The organism is Desulfoprunum sp., from assembly GCF_053613775.1.
In genome coordinates this window covers 64,165-83,044 of sequence record NZ_JBSHXH010000007.1, presented here as the reverse complement: position 1 = coordinate 83,044, position 18,880 = coordinate 64,165, and the positions used below count along the sequence as shown (strand labels likewise).

Annotated in this window: 14 protein-coding genes; 5 read left to right on the top strand and 9 right to left on the bottom strand. The window is 62.6% G+C overall.

Features of this window, described 5'->3' with window-relative positions; genetic code table 11:
- Positions 1-329 precede the first annotated feature (329 nt).
- The 4 genes from ACWGKN_RS14520 (at position 330) to ACWGKN_RS14505 (ending at position 6,318) form a co-directional block, all read left to right on the top strand.
- Positions 330-2,780 (top strand): c-type heme family protein, encoded by a 2,451-nt coding sequence (locus ACWGKN_RS14520; RefSeq protein ID WP_052160293.1) that lies wholly within the window; start codon positions 330-332, stop codon positions 2,778-2,780.
- The gene (locus ACWGKN_RS14515; RefSeq protein ID WP_052160297.1) at positions 2,780-4,243 is read left to right on the top strand and encodes a sigma-54-dependent transcriptional regulator; all 1,464 of its coding nucleotides are present in this window, start codon (positions 2,780-2,782) and stop codon (positions 4,241-4,243) included. Before ACWGKN_RS14520 ends, ACWGKN_RS14515 begins: the two co-directional genes overlap by 1 nt.
- A 119-nt stretch (positions 4,244-4,362) precedes the next feature.
- On the top strand, positions 4,363-6,135 hold the full coding sequence (locus tag ACWGKN_RS14510) for a putative sulfate exporter family transporter (protein ID WP_035233154.1): 1,773 nt from the start codon (positions 4,363-4,365) through the stop codon (positions 6,133-6,135).
- A 15-nt stretch (positions 6,136-6,150) separates the two neighbouring features.
- On the top strand, positions 6,151-6,318 hold the full coding sequence (locus ACWGKN_RS14505; RefSeq protein ID WP_424256217.1) for a hypothetical protein: 168 nt from the start codon (positions 6,151-6,153) through the stop codon (positions 6,316-6,318).
- A gap of 12 nt (positions 6,319-6,330) precedes the next feature.
- Here the strand turns inward: ACWGKN_RS14505 and ACWGKN_RS14500 are convergent, their stop codons facing one another.
- The 4 genes from ACWGKN_RS14500 to ACWGKN_RS14485 form a co-directional block, all read right to left on the bottom strand.
- Positions 6,331-6,609: a hypothetical protein gene (locus tag ACWGKN_RS14500; RefSeq protein WP_035233155.1), complete on the bottom strand. Its 279-nt coding sequence runs from the start codon at positions 6,607-6,609 to the stop codon at positions 6,331-6,333.
- Between the two features lie 175 nt (positions 6,610-6,784).
- On the bottom strand, positions 6,785-9,109 hold the full coding sequence (lon, locus tag ACWGKN_RS14495) for an endopeptidase La (protein WP_035233157.1): 2,325 nt from the start codon (positions 9,107-9,109) through the stop codon (positions 6,785-6,787).
- A gap of 199 nt (positions 9,110-9,308) precedes the next feature.
- On the bottom strand, positions 9,309-9,857 hold the full coding sequence (locus ACWGKN_RS14490) for an HPF/RaiA family ribosome-associated protein (protein WP_452095518.1): 549 nt from the start codon (positions 9,855-9,857) through the stop codon (positions 9,309-9,311).
- A gap of 386 nt (positions 9,858-10,243) precedes the next feature.
- Entirely contained in the window at positions 10,244-11,311 is a 1,068-nt protein-coding gene (locus ACWGKN_RS14485) for a DUF362 domain-containing protein (protein WP_035233159.1), read from the bottom strand.
- A gap of 307 nt (positions 11,312-11,618) precedes the next feature.
- Between ACWGKN_RS14485 and ACWGKN_RS14480 the strand changes: the two genes are divergently transcribed.
- A complete protein-coding gene (locus ACWGKN_RS14480) occupies positions 11,619-12,224 on the top strand; it encodes a hypothetical protein (protein WP_052160294.1) in 606 nt (201 codons plus the stop codon).
- A 70-nt stretch (positions 12,225-12,294) separates the two neighbouring features.
- Here the strand turns inward: ACWGKN_RS14480 and ACWGKN_RS14475 are convergent, their stop codons facing one another.
- The 5 genes from ACWGKN_RS14475 to ACWGKN_RS14455 form a co-directional block, all read right to left on the bottom strand.
- Positions 12,295-12,681, bottom strand: a complete 387-nt coding sequence (locus tag ACWGKN_RS14475) for a hypothetical protein (protein WP_424256215.1) — start codon at positions 12,679-12,681, stop codon at positions 12,295-12,297.
- Between the two features lie 272 nt (positions 12,682-12,953).
- On the bottom strand, positions 12,954-14,657 hold the full coding sequence (gene ade / locus ACWGKN_RS14470) for an adenine deaminase (RefSeq protein ID WP_452095517.1): 1,704 nt from the start codon (positions 14,655-14,657) through the stop codon (positions 12,954-12,956).
- A 238-nt stretch (positions 14,658-14,895) separates the two neighbouring features.
- Positions 14,896-16,617 carry an acyl-CoA dehydrogenase family protein gene (locus ACWGKN_RS14465; RefSeq protein WP_452095516.1) on the bottom strand — a complete coding sequence of 574 codons (1,722 nt, stop codon included), beginning with the start codon at positions 16,615-16,617 and terminating at the stop codon, positions 14,896-14,898.
- 156 nt (positions 16,618-16,773) lie between these two features.
- Positions 16,774-18,024 (bottom strand): thiolase family protein, encoded by a 1,251-nt coding sequence (locus ACWGKN_RS14460; RefSeq protein WP_452095515.1) that lies wholly within the window; start codon positions 18,022-18,024, stop codon positions 16,774-16,776.
- Positions 18,025-18,143: 119 nt separating this feature from the next.
- On the bottom strand, positions 18,144-18,737 hold the full coding sequence (locus tag ACWGKN_RS14455; protein ID WP_452095514.1) for a TetR/AcrR family transcriptional regulator: 594 nt from the start codon (positions 18,735-18,737) through the stop codon (positions 18,144-18,146).
- Between the last annotated feature and the right edge of the window lie 143 nt (positions 18,738-18,880).

Below are 18,880 nucleotides of genomic sequence, written 5' to 3'. Positions count from 1 at the left end.
GAACCAGGTCGGCGCAGATTCCACGCAGAGTGACAACTCATGTTTTCACTCCAGTGACAACCTGTGTTATCATATAGTAACTCCAGGATGCGGCGCCGGCACACCTGAACAGGACAACTGTCCGTATTGTAACAACATTAAAATATTGAACAGTTGGCACATGTTTTGATTCAGCACAATGCACAGCCATCAAACGAGGATTCAGGCACTGGCGAGGTCTGCCGCTCCGCCCCTATCGGAAGTTGTCGCGCAACGGGTGATAATCAGCACATCTCGCTTCCCGGCCGGGTGACGAACCGTGCCGGTGACGAGGCAATCGGGACAAGGTCATGCATCTTCCAAAACCTCACCGGATCCACACCAAATTCATCGCCGGCCTGATGCTGGCCGCCATCCTCCTCGGCATCGCCACTTCCCTCGGCTTCTATCTGCATATGCGCAACGTGCTGGAACAGGAGGTGCGGGACAAGGCCAGGATCATCCTCACCCATGTCGATTCCGTGCAGCGCTATGTCCGCGACGTCCTGCGGCCGACGATGTACCAGCGTCTGCCCGCCGCCTTTGTCATCCAGGCCATGTCCTCGTCCTATATCTCCCGCCGGATCATGTCCTCCTTCAACGTGCCGCAGGATGGCACCATCTTCCGCCGAGTCGCCATCGGCGCCCGCAATCCCGATTACGAGGCCAACGACCACGAACGCGAACTGATCGGATACTTCCGCACTAACAGCACGCGGGAGATGTGGCAGGGATACCGCCTCATCGACGGCGAAAAATACTACCTGATGGTTCGTCCCGTCCGCTTCGAGCAGGGTTGCATGTACTGCCACGGCCGCCCCCAGGATGCGCCCGCCGAACTGCTCAAACTGTACGGCGACCGCGGGTTCGGCAAACACGAGGGGGATATCGCCGGCGTCGATTTCGTCGGCATCTCGGTGCACGGCAGCGTCGGCCGGATAGAGCGGACCATCTTCACCTACTTCGCTTTCTTCGCCCTGGTGGTGCTCCTGGTCTTTTTCACCGCCAACGTCCTCTTCAAGGTGCTGGTGGTCAACAACCTCAAACGGCTCAATTCGATATTCCGCCGCAACATCACCGACGCCCGGGGAGAGGCCCTGCTCCACCAACTCGAACAGGGCGACGAGATCGAGGAACTGGTCGACGGCATGGAGCAGATGAGCGAGCACCTGTTCGTGGCCAGGGGCCAGCTGCAGAATTATGCCGAGAACCTGCGGCGGATGGTCGACGAGCGCACGGATGCCCTGACCCGCGAGGTGGAGGCGCGGCGGGCCGATGTTCATCTGTTCGTCCGTCTGCTCGAGGACATGCACCGCAGCCGCTTTCGGGCCGAACTCTGGCGGCTGGCCCTGCCTCGGGTCTGCAGCCGGTTCGCGGCCGAACGGATCGCCTATCTGTGCACCATGGGATCGCAGAGCTCCTTTGTCTGGCCCGAAACGGCGAAGATGCCCGACCGGCCCGACAATTTCGTCGAGGTCCTGACCGGCGGCGCCTGTGTCGCCAGGGACAGCAGCATCTTCGTGCCCGTCGAGTCGAGCACCGGCAACGCCGAAGGACTGCTGATCCTGCAGTGGCGGACCGAGGCCGAAGCCGCGCTGCATGACCGGGGTATCCTCCAGGCCCTGGGCCGGCAGCTGGGGATTGCCGCCGAGAACCTGTCGGCCACCGACGGCCTGTTCCGCCAGATGAACATCCTCGCAACCATCGTCGAGGGCATCTCCGATCCCCTGGTGCTGATGGATTCCGGCTGCGCCGTGCTGACCGCCAACCAGGCGGCGAAACAGCTGACCATGGAACTGACCGGCGGCGAGCGGACCGACGGCAACGTCCTCTCCCTGTTCTTCGACATCAAGGATGCCCGGTGCCCGATCCGCGACACGATCGTCAACGGGACCGCCGATCTGCGTGAAATCAGCCTGCCGGGCGGCCGATCCTTCGCCCTGGCCCTCTATCCGGTCCACGGCCGGGACGGCGGTATCGACCAGGCGGTCGTCTACCTGCGGGAGACGACCATGGAGAAACGGATGCGGATGCAGGTCTGGCAATCCGAACGGATGGCGACGATCGGCAAGCTGACTGCCGGGCTGGCGCACGAGATCAACAATCCGCTTGGGGTTATTCTCTGTTACACCGGACTGTTGCGGCAGACAATGACCGATACGACCCAGGCCGCCGACCTCGAGATCATCGAACGGCATACGCGCCAGGCACAGCGGGTGCTGCAGGATCTGCTCAACTTCGCCCGCCCCAAGACCGCCGGCTCGGGCACCGCCGACGCCGGCGCCGTCGCCGCAGCGACGACCGAGGTTTTCTCGGTGCAGGCGGCGAAAAAAAAGGTGCGGCTGCAACTGGCTCGCCCGGATGGGCCATGCCCGGTGCACATGGGCGTCGGCGAACTGGAACAGGTGATCAGCAACCTGGTGCTCAATGCCCTCGATGCGGTCGAGGAGCAGACCGGCCTGATCCAGGTGCGGGTCTCCGCCGCCGACCAGACGATGGTCGCCATCGAGGTCGCCGACAACGGCCCGGGCGTGGCCGCTGCCGACATGCCGCATATCTTCGATCCGTTCTTCTCCACCAAGGAGATCGGGGCCGGAACCGGACTGGGACTGACCATTGTCTACGGCATGGTGACCGATGTCGGCGGCACGGTCGAGGTCGATCACTCACCCGAGCTGGGCGGGGCGCGCTTCACGGTGCGCCTGCCTGCCGCCGATCCAATCTCCGCAGAACCATCAACCGCCAAGGAGACGCCGCGATGATGACGTCCGTTCCAACACCGGCCGAAGCCGGCAGGCAGATCCCGCCGGGGATCCTCATCGTCGATGACGAGCAGGACTTCGGCCGCGGTCTGGCCCGGCTGGTGGCCGGCCATTTCGCCGACGTGCAGGTCGAGGCCGTCCCCGGCGGCAAGGCGGCACTGGGGATTCTGGCCGCACACAAGGTGCACCTGATGATCACCGACCTGAGGATGCCGGAGATGAACGGGATGCAGTTGCTGGCCGAGGCCCTCAAGCTCGACCCCGATCTCAGCATGGTGGTCCTCAGCGCCTACGGCACCATTGAAACCGCGGTGGAGGCACTGCACGCCGGGGCCTATGATTTTCTCACCAAACCGATCGAGCCGGAGCAGCTGTTCCGGGTGGTGGCCAAAGGACTCGAGCGGGCTCGCCTGCTGGAGGAGAACAACCGCCTCCGCCGGATCCTGTCCCGGCAGAATCCGCAGAGCGAGCTGATCGGCGAGGGGGCGGCGATGCGCAGGCTGCGGCAGACCATCGCCGCCGTCGCCCGGTCCGACTACACGGTGCTGATCCGGGGAGAATCCGGTACCGGCAAGGAGCTGGCGGCCCGCTTGATCCACCAGATCGGAACCAGGGCCGACAAGCCGTTTGTGGCCGTCAACTGCCCCTCGATTCCGGAAAATCTGCTGGAAAGCGAGCTTTTCGGCTACATCAGAGGCGCCTTCACCGGGGCCGACCGCGACCACCGGGGCCTGTTCTCCGCCGCCGACCGCGGCACCATCCATCTCGATGAGATCGGCGACATCAGCCCCACCGTCCAGACCAAACTGCTGCGCTGCCTGCAGAGCGGCGAGATCCGCCCGGTCGGCGCCAGCGACACGCAGACCGTCGATGTCCGGGTCATCGCCTCGACCAACCAGGACCTGGAGGCCTGCCTCAGCACCAAGCGCTTTCGCGAGGACCTGTACTATCGCCTCAATGTGCTGACCCTGACCATGCCGACGCTGCGGGAACGCCCCGAGGACGTCCCCCTGCTGGCGCGCTATTTTCTCCATCAGGCCTGCGACAGGATGGGCCTGGTCGACAAGAAAATGACGGCGGAGGTACTGCAGTGGCTGTCGGCCTGCCCCTGGCCGGGCAATGTTCGGGAATTGCAGAGTTTTGTCCGCCGGCTGACGGTGTTCTGTTCCGGCGAGCGGATCGACATGCAGCTGGTGCACACCGTGCTTGAGGGTGGACCCCGTACCGAAACCGTCCAGGGCCGCACAGGCCGCCCCAAATCAGCGCCGGTGGCCTACAAGGAGGCCAAGGCCGAGGTGGTCAACGCCTTCACCCAGGAATATATCCACGATCTGCTGACGCTGACCCGGGGCAATGTCACCGAGGCGGCGCGGATCTCGGGTCTGTCGCGGGTCGCCCTGCAGAAGATCCTGGCCCGGATGGGCGAAAACGCCGCCACGTTCCGCGCCGCCGGTCCGTCTTGACCAGGCATGCGGAGCAGGAGGGACAGGGCGATGGAGCAACGATCAGTCTACGGCGACAATCCGTGAAAACCATTGGGGATTTTCACGGCAATCCATAACAACCCTGAAAAGGAGAGCGTATGGCACAGGATATCACCCACAACACATCGGGAGAGGGAGGAGGCTGGATCAGCGAGGACTGGCTGGCGCTGATTCTCGGCCTCGTCATTTTCGGAATCAGTCTGTTCTCGTTCAAGGGGGTCGATCTGCTCGGCTGGGGGGCCAAGGCCGGCGTCTGGATCGAGCCGGGCAAGGCGATCACCGCGATCTCCAGCAAGTACCAGACCGTCGCCGGCGAGATCACCAGGATCGACGGCCAGAAGATCACGGTCAAGAAAAAGGACGGCAAGACGGCGACCGCCACGGTCGAGGGGGATGTCTCCCAGTACCAGGTCGGTCAGCAGTTCGAGAAGAAGGGCATGTCGTCGACCATGTCCCTGGTCCTCACCTACCTCTTCGCCCTGGCGATCATGACCATGGGTGCGGTCGCCCTCGGCGCCAACGTGCCGCGGTTCATGATCGGCTTCACCCTGGCCTTCTGGCTCAGCTACCTCTGCTGGTTCATGGGCCATTTCGCCTACATCGCCGCCACCAAGGAGCAGACGGTGAAATTCGGCATCCCCTGGGCGATGAGCATGAGCGGCGAGTTCGGCTTCATCCTCGCCCTGATCCTCGGCCTGATCATCGGCAACTTCTTCCCCGGACTGGCCAACCTGATGAAGGAGGCGGCCCGGCCGGAGCTGTACATCAAGACCGGTATCGTCATCATGGGCGCCGGCCTCGGCATCAAGGCCGCCGAGTCCTTCGGCCTGGCCTCGAACATCATGTTCCGGGGCTTCTGCGCCATCGTCGAGGCCTACCTGATCTACTGGGCGGTCGTCTACTACATCGCCCGCAAATATTTCAAGTTCAGCCGTGAGTGGTCGGCGCCGCTGGCCTCCGGCATCTCGATCTGCGGCGTTTCAGCCGCCATCGCCACCGGCGGCGCCATCCGCGCCCGGCCGATCGTGCCGATCATGGTCTCGTCGCTGGTCGTCATCTTCGTCGCCGTGGAGATGGTCATCCTGCCCTTCCTGGCCAAGTTCTTCCTGTGGACCGAACCGCTGGTCGCCGGCGCCTGGATGGGCCTGGCGGTCAAGTCCGACGGCGGCGCCATCGCCTCCGGCGCGATAACCGACGCCCTGATCCGGGCCCAGGCCCTGGATGCGGCCGGCATCAACTACGCCGAGGGCTGGATCACGATGACCGCCACCACGGTGAAGATGTTCATCGATATCTTCATCGGCGTCTGGGCCTTTCTGCTGGCCTACATCTGGTGCGCCAAGATCGACGTCAAGCCCGGCCAGAAAGTCGACGCCGCCGAGATCTGGCATCGCTTCCCGAAGTTCGTCATCGGCTACGTGCTGACCTTCGCCATCCTGGTGGCGATCTGCTGGCCGGCGGCCAAGATCATGGGTCCGGCCGAGAAGGAGCTGGCTGAACTGAAGGCCTCGCAGGTCTCCATCGAAACGAAGATGAAGGCGACCACCGACACCGCCGCCCTGGCCGGTCTGCAGCAGGATCTGGACGGGGTCATGGCCCAGCAGAAAACGGTGGGCGAAAAGACCAAGGAACCCAAGAGCTTCCTCGGCAAGGCCAAATCGGCCAGCAGCCAGGGCGATGTATTCAGGGGACTGTTCTTCCTCCTCTGCTTCTTTACCATCGGCCTGGTGTCCAATTTCAAGAAATTGATGGAGGAGGGACTCGGCAAGCTGGCGGCAGTCTACTGCATCAGCCTGTTCGGCTTCATCATCTGGGTCGGCCTCTTCATCTCGTGGCTCTTTTTCCATGGCGTCAAACCGCCAACCATCTAGCAAGGAGAAGTGGATATGGAACAGAAACAACAGCCCAAACTGGCTGAGGAAATGAAAAAAATGGAGTATGAACCGCTGCTGCCGGCGGAGTTGTCCCTGATAAAATGGAGTATCGGCATCGGCGTCGGTTCGCTGTTCATTCTCTACTTCCTGAGTAAATGGCTGTTCCCGGGCGGGCATTGATCGGGGTCGAGTTCACTCAAACCGCGAGGCCGAGATCCGCATGACCGCCAATGCCTGGCGGTATTCCGCGAGGCGCTGCTGCCAGATCGGCAGCGCCTCGACATCGTCCCGCCATCTCGCCATCTCCCGTTCATCGATGGCCAGATGCCCGCCGGCCGCCGCCGCTGCCTCCGGGTAGTCGCAGCCGAAATGCTGCCGCCGCTGCTTCAACTTCTTCTCGATCTTCTCCACCACCTGCTCGCAGTGCTTGACCTCGCGGGCTATGGATATCTCGTATTCATCGGTATGCATGATCGTGTATCCAACCTCTTGGGTACAATGATATACTGAAGCGACTCAGAACGGAGAGCTATCTCCGCGCCCGGACGTTACAATTCCCCTGTTGCCCCGCCGCCAAGCGCGCCCGGATCATGATTGAAGGCTCTCAACCGCGGTGTCGGCTGCGATCCGGCAGAGGGCGCCCCTCTCATTCTCCCGCCAGGCCGGGGATGACCGCGGCCAGGGCCTCCGTAATGCTGCTGACGAACACGAACTCCATGCCCGCCTTGACATACTCGGGCAGCCCCTGCAGGTCCTGCTGGTTGTCGGCGGGCAGGACGATGCGGTGGATCTCGGAGCGTCTGGCGGCCAGCACCTTTTCCTTGATGCCGCCCACCGGCAGGACCAGCCCGCTGAGGGTGATCTCACCCGTCATCGCGGTATCGCTGCGGGTCTCCAGGCCACTGTAGAGCGAGGCCAGCGCCGCCACCATCGTCACCCCGGCCGAGGGGCCGTCCTTGGGAATGGCGCCGGCCGGGACATGGATGTGCACGGCTCCCGGGGGGATCGCCAGCCGGTACTGTTCGCTGCGGGCATGGAGGAAACTGTTGGCCGCCATCGCCGATTCCTTCATCACCTCGCCGAGATGGCCGGTGAGGATGATGTTCTTCTCGTCGGGCAGGTTGATGGCCTCGACATAGAGCACGTCGCCCCCCGCCTCGGTCCAGGCCAGTCCGGTAGCCACGCCCGGCGGCAGCCGGCGGCGCAGTTTCTCGACGAAGAAGCGCTCGGGCCCCAGCATCTCCGGCAGATCCTCCCTGGCGATCGTCACCGGCTCGGTGATCGCCTCGGCAAACCGGATCGCCACCTTGCGGGCCAGCTTGCCGATCATCCGCTCCAGCTCGCGGACCCCGGCCTCCCGGGTATAGCGCTGGATCACGGTGGAGATGATCTCGTCGGGGACAGAGAACTGGTCCGCGGTCAGGCCGGCCTCCGACCGCCGCCTGGGGATGAGGTACTGCCTGGCAATCTCTTTTTTCTCCTCCTCCCCGTACCCCGAAATCTGCAGGATCTCCATCCGGTCGAGCAGGGGGCGGGGAATGGTGTCCACCGTATTGGCGGTGACGATGAAAAAGACCCGCGACAGGTCGAACGGCAGATCGACATAGTTGTCGCGGAAGGTGCTGTTCTGGGCCGGGTCGAGGATTTCCATCAGCGCCGCGGCCGGATCGCCGCGAAAATCCCGGCCGAGCTTGTCGACCTCGTCGAGCATGATCAGGGGGTTGCGCACCCCAGTGCGCCGCAGCGCCTGGATGATCCGTCCCGGCATGGCCCCGATATAGGTACGCCGATGGCCCCGCAGCTCCGCTTCATCCGACATCCCGCCGAGACTGAAGCGTTCGAATTTCCGCCCCAGCGACCGGGCGATCGACTGGCCCAGGGAGGTCTTCCCCACCCCGGGGGGCCCGACGAAGCAGATGATCGGCGATTTCGCTTCCGGGTTCAGCTTCATCACCGCCAGCTGCTCGATGATCCGCTCCTTGACATCCTTCAGGCTGTAGTGATCCTCATCCAGCACCGTGCGGGCGTTGCTCAGGTCGAGGTTGTCCTCGGACGCCGCATCCCAGGGGAGATCGAGCACGAGATCCATATGCGACCGGGCCACCTGATATTCAGGGGAGCTCATCGGGATCTGCTGCAGGCGGTGCAGTTCCTTCTCCACCTCGTCGTGAATGGCGGCGGGCATCCGGCAGTCCTCGAATTTCTGCTGCAACACGGCGAATTCGGTCTCCGCCGGACTGGATTCCCCCAGTTCCCTGCGAATGGCCTCCATCTGCTCGCGCAGGATGTACTCACGCTGGTTCTTCGAGATCTTTGACTGGGCCTTGTCGGATATATTCTTCCGCACCTCGAGGATCTGGATCTCGTGATGGAGGTGCTCTTCCAGCAGATGCATGGCCACGCTGAGACTCGAGGCCTCGAGCAGGGCCTGGTTGCGTTCCACGGGCAGGACCAGCATCTGCACCAGCGGATAGATGATATGGCTGAAATCGGCCCCGGGCCGCACGAGCTCCGGGATATTGAGATCGATGTTGGGGTGGGCGAGGCTGAAATACCGCTTGGCCAGATCCAGGGTCTCCCTGACCATCGCCTCGGTCACGATATCGCGGTCCTGGGACATCGGGATGGTGCGGACCCGGGCCACGAGGTGGGTCAACCGGGAAACGATATCGGTGATTTCGATGCGCTCGATCCCCTGCAGAAACACCTGGACCGTGTCGTCCGCACGAGCCAGAAGGCGGACGGTACTCGAGGTGCCGACGGCATAGAGGTTCTCCAGCCCGGGGTTATCATTCTGCGGGTCCCGCAACGCGAAGATCGCCAGGGTCTTGTCTTCCCGGCTGAGGGCATGATCGATCGCCGCCACGGAACGAGGATGGTCGGCGACATACGGGACGATGACATACGGGAAGACAATGGTATTTTTTACCGGCAGGACCGGCAGTTCATAGGTACGGCTCGAATCATCCATAATCCCTGCAAACCTCAATCAGTCGAATGTTTCGTATTGCTGCAGCTTCCGTGAGGGCAAGCCTCCTTCGATCATCCCACCACTACCCCCGGGACCCTGGCCAAACCCCCGCCAGCGACGTCGCCGCCGCCTCTCCATCCACGCCGCACCTGGCATCATCGGCCTCCCCCATCGCGAAGAGGGGGGAACTCGACTGCAATTACGCTATCCTCACGCTGCTTGCCTTGGGGCCTTTGTCGCCGTCTTCCTCGTGAAACTGGACCGCAGCGCCGACGCTCAGGGTGTCGAAATCGGCGTTGAGCACACTGTTGCGGTGAAAGTAGATCTCCCGGTCGTCGGGAGTGGTGATCAGGCCGTAATCTTCCATTGGATAGAGATGGGAGATCCTGCCGCAGGGCGTCTCCTCGTGGATCTTGACCTCGCCCTTGCGCCGGGATGTAAACTGGTCGATCTTGCGTTCAGCTGCGGCAAAGGCATCGCGCAGGGCCACATAGGGATCCTGGTGGGCCTGATTCCTGGCGTCCGGTTCCCGGTTGACCTCCAGCTTGCCCTCGGGCAAGGTGATATCGATGCGTAACTTGTACAGGCCACCCTTCTGGTGATGCAGCATCGGGGCCTCGACCACCACCCGGCAACTGATGATACCGGGATAATGCCGGTTCAGCTTGTCAACCCGTTTGCGGATTTCGGCATCAAGGGCCTCTGATTTGTCCGTGTTCCGAAATGTAATCTGTAACGGTACCTGCATGGATTACCTCATTAATTTTCCATGGTATTTATGTTCGATCACCGCCTCCGGCGCTTCCTCTTTTCTTCAGTTGTCGGCACCTCCGGCACCGCCCGCCGGTTCCGCCTCAAGGCAAATATAATAATCATTGGATTTTATGCCATTGCCGGAAAAACGGTCGGTCTCCGGCAACCATCTCCGACGGGAATGAAGCTCTATGACGGTGATATCACGGTTGATGGCCGATGATCAAATGGGGAGACCCCGGCAGGCGGCTGATCAGGAGGGAAGAGATGACATGAAGAGCGACTGGCAAACCGATGCGACGGCACGTGATGCAATGGGCTGGAGGCCGGGACGGCACCGGCCAGCCCCCGGGGAGCGCGGCTCGGCGCCGAGGGCGTTGCTCACATCCGGACCAGCGTATACTCCCGGCTGCCGAAACCAATCTCGCCGGCGTAATCGAGCTGGAACCGGTAGGGAATGTCGTACGCCAGCTGCGGCAGCGTTTTCCCGGCCCGTTCCTCCACCAGATCGAGCGATGCCGCATCCAGCGCCACCGCATCCCGGGACACCAGGATGCCGATATCCGGGACAATCTTCTTGAACGTGTGTCCCATGCAGTCACAGTCCTTGGAGATCCGGGTCAGGACGTTGACGAACAGGCTTTTCTCCGGGAACAGGGAGCAGATTCCCAGTGCATGCTCGACGATTTTCTTCTGCAGATCCTCGTAGGTCGCCCCCCAGTCGAATTTCACCGCATCGAAGCGGCACATCGCCAGGCATTCGCCGCAGCCGATGCACCTGCCGCTGTCGATCGCAGCTTTTTTGTCCTCAAGGACAATGGCCTCCTGCGGGCACCACCGGATGCAGGTGCCGCAACCGGTGCATTTCTTTTTGACGATCTTCGGCTTGGCCGTCGAATGCTGTGCCAGCTTGCCCTTGCGGCTGGCGCAGCCCATGCCGATGTTTTTCAGGGTGGCGCCGAAACCGGCGGCGAGATGGCCGGTGAAGTGGGAGACGACGACCAGGGCATTGCATTCGGCGAACAGGGCGGCGAGATGGACCGACGAATAGATCCTGCCCTCGATCGGGACGATGCATTCCTCGTCGCCGAACAGGCCGTCGGCCATGATGATCGGCAAGCCGGTCGCAGCCGGGGTGAAGCCCTGGCCGTGGGCATGGGCGATATGCCGGATGGCATCGCTCCGATTGCCTTTGTACAGGGTCGAGGTCTCGGTGAGAAACGGCATCCCGCCCCGGCTCCTGATAGCTTCTCCGAGCATCTTCAGGTAGAGCGGACGGACGTATCCCAGCTTTTTCGATTCGCCGAAATGGGTCTTGACGGCGGTGATATCCTGGTCGGCAATGCAGTCGAGCAGGTCTTCCGCCTCGATCAGAGCGTTGAGCCGGCTGCACAGCGATCGATCCGGTTCGTTTCTGGTTGCCTCGATCAAGCATACCTTTTCACTCATACAATCCCATTGGGGTTGGTGAACCGTCCATGCGCGGGACGGGAAAAATGGATTCCTGCCCCCCGTCGCCCGTCTTCAGAAAAAAACACTGGATCTCTGCTATTCGACAGACCTCAGGCCGAGATTTTTGGTATAAAGAGAAGGACCGCGTTGCGATGCCGACTCCAGTGTGTCAGCTGATCGGAATACCACTGCAGCCCGGTTGAAGTTCCACTGAAACAGCAACAGATCATCCCCTCTCCGGTATCCTCGGCATGTGAGATCCAGAGAGGCAGAAACCGTACCGAACCGGAGGCAACAACAGACCATGAATACCAGCATCCTGCAGCAGGCGCCAGACGAACCCGACCTCTCCAGCCGCTACCTCTTCTATCTCCATGGCCTGATCGTCGAAGAGGCAGGAATCCGCCCCAGGAGTGAAGAACACGGATACTATGAATACCAGCTGATCCTGGAGGAACTGGCCGGCAGGGGCTTCGTCGTCATCAGCGAGGCGCGGCCACAGGGAACCCGGATCAAGCCCTATGCCGAAAAGATCGCCGCCCAGATCAACGGGCTCCTCGCGCACGGGGTCGCACCAGCCAACATCACCGTCGCCGGGGCCTCCAAGGGCGGCATCATCACCGCCTACATCTCCACCATGCTCCAGAATAAGGAGATACATTTCGTCTTTCTGGCCGGCCTGTTCGAAAAATGCCTCCAGGATCCGGACCTGAAGCTGTATGGCCATGTCCTCTCGATCCATGACCGGGCCGAAAAACTGTCGATGACCCCGTCGCTGTATTTTCAGCGCTCACAGGGACTGGGGGAATTCAAGGAAATCGTCGTCGGTCTCGATCTCGGCCACGGCCTGATCTACCAGCCTTACCGGGAGTGGGTCGAGCCGCTGGTGGAGTGGACCGGGGTGAAGTAACCCGCAACCTCCCTGCCCGACCGTCATTGGCTCCCGACAGCCGGGCAACGGTGCGGTTGCGCCCCCTGTCTCAGCAGCCTTCGGGCTTCGGTTTTTTGGTCATTTCGGCGGCCTTCTCCTTCACTGCACCTGCGGCCTCCTCGGTGGCGGTCGCCGCCTCCTTGGCCTCCTCCGCCGCCTTCTCCTTGACCTCACCTGCCGCCTCCTGGGTAGCGGTCGCTGCGTCTTTTGCGGTTTCCGCGGCCTTCTCCTTTACCTCACCCGCGGCCTCCTGGGCAGCGGTCGCCGCCTCTTTTGCGGTTTCCGCGGCCTTGTCCTTCATCTCAACCGCTGCTTCCTTGATGGTTGTCGTCGCTTCCTGGGTTTTTTCAACGGTCTCTTTCTTCGCTTCCTCGCTGTTGCACCCATAGCTCGCCATCAGGAGCAGACATGCCGCAACAATTGCCAACTTTTTCATAACAATTCTCCTTTGTTTGAAGGTTTACATACATCCCGATTCTGCCGTGCGCAGAGATTGTCTTCGATCCTCACGGATCGATATCAATCATATAGATACCTGATTACCACCGGCAAAGTCAACTCAGCGCCATCCCCAGGCGGTGGAAGCGGCGGAGGCAAGGAATTATCGGGTCATCCTTCATCCCCGTCTTTTCACCAACACTGATGCCGCAGACGGGGACCACGGCGGATATCGGCTGTTGCCGGGGCGGAAACCCGGCAGCAGAGGTATCAGCCCTCCGTCCACAGGGGCACGATCTCGAACCGGTTCACATCGACCAATCCCCTGTCGGTCAGTTTCAACGCCGGGATCACCGGCAGGGCCAGGAAGGAAAGGGCGGCAAAGGGACTGCCGAGGGCATATCCCAGCCGACCGAGGGCATCGTTGATGGCCTGCAGACCAGTCTGCACCTCTTCCACCGGGGCATCGCTCATAAGCCCGGCGATGGGCAGGGACAGAGAGGCGAGGACCACGCCGTCACAGGTGACGGCCAACCCGCCGCCGATGCGCACCACCTCCCTCGCGGCGGCGATCATATCGGCATCGCTCATGCCGCCGACGATCAGGTTGTGCGAGTCATGGGCCACAGTGCCCGCCAGGGCGCCCCGCCGCAGGCCAAGCCCGGTTACGAACCCGAGCCCGACCCTGCCGCTGGCCTGATGCCGCTCGAACACCGCCAGTTTGGCGAGGTCGCGCTCCGGATCGGCCACCGCCATGCCGCGGACGATCTTCGGTTCCAGCAGCAGTTGGTCGGTAACGATCTGGCCGGCGACGACCCCGATGGTGCGCAGCCTGCCGGCCGCAGCGGGCACGCGCAGTGCCTCCTCCTGCAGGTTGGCGACCCGCATGGTGTTGGCGATGAAGGGCGCGGCGGCGGCAAAGCTGCTGTCCGCCACCCGCCGACCGGTGAGGTAGCAGTCGGCGATGGCAAAGTTCGGCAGATCGTCAAGCAGGACAAAGTCGGCGCGCCAGCCCGGGGCCAGCGCCCCGCGGCGATGGAGCCGGAAATAGCGGGCGGTGTTGATGGTCGCCATCTGCACCGCCCGGACCGGAGGCACCCCCGCCGCCATTGCCTTGCGCAGGATCTCGTCGAGGTGGCCGTGGCCGACAAGGTCGTCGACCAGCCGGTCATCGCAGACAAACGAAGTGTTGTGGCTGTTGCCGTCGTTCAGTACCTGCACCAGTTCATGCATGTTCTGTTCCTGTGTTCCCTCGCGGATGAACAGGTGCATGCCCTTGCGCAGTTTCTCCCTGGCCTCGGCAACGGTGGTGGTCTCGTGGTCGCTGCCCGGGCCGGCGAGAATATAGGCGTTGAGATCTGGCCCCTGCAACAGCGGTGCGTGGCCATCGATGACGAACCCCTGCGCCGCCGCCAGCTTGGCCAGGACCTCGGGATCGCCGACCAGCACCCCGGGATAGTTCATCATCTCGGCCAGACCGAGAATGCGGTCAGGATAGCGGGCCAGGAAGTCGCGGACATCGGCCGCGGTCAGGACCGCGCCGGAGGTCTCCATATGGGTGGCCGGCACGCACGACGGCATCATCACGAATACCGACAGCGGCAGCCCGGCGCTGGCCGCCAGCATATACTCGATCCCCGCGGCGCCCATGACGTTGGCGATCTCATGCGGGTCGCAGATCACGGCGGCGGTGCCATGGCGGGCCGCGACCGCGGCGAAACGCGGCGGCGATAGCAGGGTCGACTCGATATGGATATGGCCGTCGATCAGGCCGGGGACGCAGTGACGGCCGCCGCCATCGACCACGGTCTCGGCCTCATACTCCTCGAAGCCGATGACGATCCCGTCTTTCACCGCGATGTGGGCGGGATGGATCTCGGCGGACAGGACATTGACCAGCCGGACATCGCGCACCAGCAGGTCGACGGTCTGCTCACGACGGGCGGCGGCGATGAGATCGGTCAGGACAGGCATGGGTGGCCTCATGATTGTGTGTGATGGCGCAAACGTGGCGGCGACTGTTGATCAGCTCAGTATGCGACCTGCCGGCATTCAAAGTCAACCTATTCCCGCTCTCCTCCAGCGACGGGAATATCCTCGGTATTCGTCAGTCTCCAACCCAGGTGGCACCGGGCGGCTTCGTCCAAGCTGCAGGTGCGGGCCGTACTCCCATCGGAAACGATCCTGGCAGGGATAGCAGACAGAGTAATGCTTAGAAGATATACCTTTCCACCCGGCTAACGGCATCGGCGATCAGGCGCTGGGCCGCCAGCAGGCCGCTTGCTCTGTAGGCCGTTACCGCGCCCATTGCCTCAAGAGGCGAATCATCCCCAAGAAACGTCGCACATTTGTCGGCGGCGTTGGCAAACTGTTGTCTTGCCGCAAAGGCGCACAGCGTCACCACCGCCCGATACTCCTGCCGCCGCTGCTCCGTTGCCGTCTTCAACGCCTTTTCCGCCCGCAGCACGGCGCTCTCCAGGGCGAAAATCTGGATCGCGGCGTCGGCCAGGGCCAGGAGAATTTCCTGTTCACTGGCGACCTCGGCGCCGAACCGCGCCACGGTACGATCGCTGAGGGCGAGCCATATCCGTTTCATCGCCTGCAGCAGCTGCTTCTCCGGGGCGAAACGGCCGCCGGCGGCCGCAAACGCCGGCTCGAGCCCCGTCCCGCCGATACCCTTGCGCAGCAGCAGGCCGGGGATCAGTATCCGGTTGATCTCGTTGGTCCCCTCATAGATCCGCTGCACCCGCTCATCCCGGTACAACTGCTCGATCGGGTACTCGGCGATGTAGCCGTAGCCGCCGTGCACCTGCAGCATCGCATCGATGCCCCGGGCCGCCGCCTCGCTGCAGAAGACCTTGGTCAGGGCGCATTCCGCCGCGTACTCCTCGATCCCCTTCTGGTATTCGACGTAATAGTTTTCGGTCCCCCTGGCGATGGTCGCCAGCCGCTCGTCGATCAGCCCCGCCAGTCGGTAGACGACGGCCTCGGCGGCGAAGGTCATGGCCGCGACTTCGGCCAGCTTCTCGCGGATGGCCCCGAAACTGCTGATCGGGGCATTGAACTGCCGGCGCTCGTTGGCATAGCGCGCCCCTTCGGCCAGGGCATATTTCTGCTGGCCGACGCAGAACGCCCCGAGTTTGAAGCGGCCGACATTGAGGACGTTGAAGGCGATCTTGTGCCCCTTGCCGACCTCGCCCAGCACGTTCTCCACCGGCACCCGGACCTGATCGAGGATGACCTGGCGGGTCGACGAGCCGTGCATCCCCATCTTCTTTTCCTCCGGACCAAGCGTCAGCCCGGCGGCGCTGCGCTCGACCAGGAAGGCGGTGAAATGGACCTTGTCGACCTTGGCGAAGATCGTGAACAGGTCGGCGAAGCCGGCGTTGGAGATGAACTGCTTGGTACCGTTCAGGATGTAGTGCCTGCCGTCCCCGGAGAGCGTCGCCGTGGTCTTCGCCCCGAGGGCGTCCGACCCCGAGCCCGGCTCGGTCAGGCAATAGGCCCCGATCAGCTCCGCCTGGATCAGCCGGCCCAGATAGCGCTCCTTCTGGTCGGCGGTGCCGTAATAGATCAGCGGCAGCATGCCGATCCCGGTCTGGACCATATAGCTCAGGCCGAAATTGCGGGCAAAGGCCATCCGTTCCATGACCAGCATGCTGGTCGCCTTATCGAGTTCGAGGCCGCCGTACTGCTCCGGCGCATCGATCATCATCAGCCCCAGTTCGGCGCAGGCCTTCAGTTTCCGCACCACCAGGCCGAAATCCCCGGCCTCGATCCCGGCGTTGACCGGCTGGATTTGAGCCGCCACGAACTGCTCGGTGGTCGCGGCGATCTGGCGGTGCTCATCGGTGAAATCCTCCGGGGTGAACACCTCACGGCAGTCGATGTCCTGCACCAGGTATTCGCCGCCATTGAAAATTCTGTGACCCATCGTCAATTGTCTCCACATGTCCCGGCAGAGGCGGGACGGTTAGCTGAAAATCCCCCTGAACGCCTCCGCCCGACGCCGATGGTCGAGCCCGATCACGGTGATGGCGATGTCGCCCGATTCGGACCCGCCCCGAAGACGGCCTTCCGTGCTGCCGCCCTACAGCATCTCGAGGGCGCAGGCCATCGACACCCCGCCGCCGCCGCACAGTGTGGCCAACCCCAGGGACTTGCCGCGTTTTTTCAGCGCGTACATCAGCGTCACCATCAGCCGGGCGCCAGTCGAGCCGACCGGGTGGCCCAGGCCGATGCCCGAGCCGTTGACGTTGGTGATCTCCCGGTTTAGCCCCAGTTCCTTCTCGCAGCCCAGGTACTGGGCGGCGAAGGCCTCGTTGACCTCGACGAGGTCGAAATCGGCGATGGTCAGGCCGGAAGACTGGAGCAGGTTGCGGACGGCCGGGACCGGCGACAGGCCCATGACCGACGGATGGCAGGCCCCCCGGGCGACGGCCTTGATCCTGGCGATGGGCTGCAGGCCCAGTTCTTTGGCCTTGTCGGCCGACATCAGGATCATGCCCGTCGACCCGTCGTTGATGCCGCTGGAGTTGCCGGCGGTGACGGTGCCGATTTTGGGGACGAAGGCCGGCGGCAGTTTCTGCAGCATCTCCATGGTCATGCCGGGGCGGAAATGCTCGTCCTTGTCGAAGATCAGTGGGGCCTTCCTGCGCTGGGGGACCTCGACCGGCACGATCTCGTCGGCGAAGGAACCGTCATGGGTGGCCCGCTCCGCCTCATTGTGGCTGCGCAGCGCGACCTCGTCCATCTCCTGCCGGGTGATGCCGAGGTGCTGGGCGATGAATTCGGCGGTGTGCCCCATGATATAGGGCTTGCCGACGAACAGGCTGAGCGGCGCCTTGGTGGAGTCGACCGGCCCGTCCTCGGGGTGGGGGATGAGACGGGAGCCGCAGTGGAGGGCATGGATGAGGTCATCGACGAAGGTCTGGTCCTGGATCCGGCAGCCCCAGCGGGCCCCCGGCACCGAATAGGGCACACTCGACATATGCTCGGTGCCGCCGGCGAGGATGATGTCGGCCATGCCGGCCTGGATCATCGCCATCCCCGAAATCGCGGCCTCCATCCCCGAGATGCAGACCCGGTTGACGGTGGCGGCGGGCACGGTGTCCGGGATGCCGGCCAGCAGCGAGCCGACCCGGGTCACGTTGAGGGTGTCGGACGACTCCATGCAGCAGCCGTAGCGGATATCGTCGATCAGGACCGGATCGATGCCGGCCCGGCGGATGGCTTCCTTCATGGTGACTGCGGCCAGGGTGGCGCCGTTGAGGTCGCGGAGGGTGCCGCCGAAGGCGCCGATGGCGGTCCGACAGCCGGATACGATGACTACGTCTTTCATGATTCTGTTCCTCTCTTTTGTGTTCGATGCCTGCCCCCGGCTGACGTCAGCGGTGCGGCACCGGGTTGAGATATGTTGCTGTGGTGATCGCAGCAGCTTCCAGGCCGGGGGAGGCCCGGTCAGCGTTTGATCCCGTGAAAAAGCAGATCGGTAATGATCCTGGCCACCTCGTTGGTCGATACCGGTTCGTTGAAAATGGCCCGGTTCAGGCACGAATGCTCGATGGCGCCGAAGATGGCGTTGCGGATGTAGGCCGGGGGCAGGGAGTCGCGGATCTCGCCGTTGGCGATGCCCTCGTTGATGATATCGATCAGGATGCGGTTGTACTGCCGGACCAGGGCATAGGCCTCACTGCGGAAATACTCCTCCGAGTTGCGGACCTCGAGCAGGATGATCCGGGCGAACACCCGGTGGTTGGCGTAGCGTTCGATCGACGACCAGATGATCTTTTTGAGCTTGTTCAGGGCACCGTCGATCCCCTGCAGATCGCGGTCGAGTTGCACCAGAAAATGTTCGTAGTGTTCCTTGAGGACATGGTGCAGCAGATCGCGCTTATCCTTGAAATATTTGTAGATCAGCCCCTCGGTGACGCCGGCGGCGGCCGCGATCTCGGAAATGGTGAGGGATTCGAAGGTCCGATCATCGAGCAGGGTCCGCATGGCATTGATGATCTTCAGTTTGCCCGGCGGATTGCTTGCAGGTTGGGTCTCCATGGGGGTTAATAAATATTATTTACTTATCATGATTATTGTTAATATACTAATATTAAATATATTTTATTAATATATTTAATATGATTGTCGCCGTATGCATCAATTTGGTAAAAATTGTTTACTCGGGCGACAAGGGACTGTCA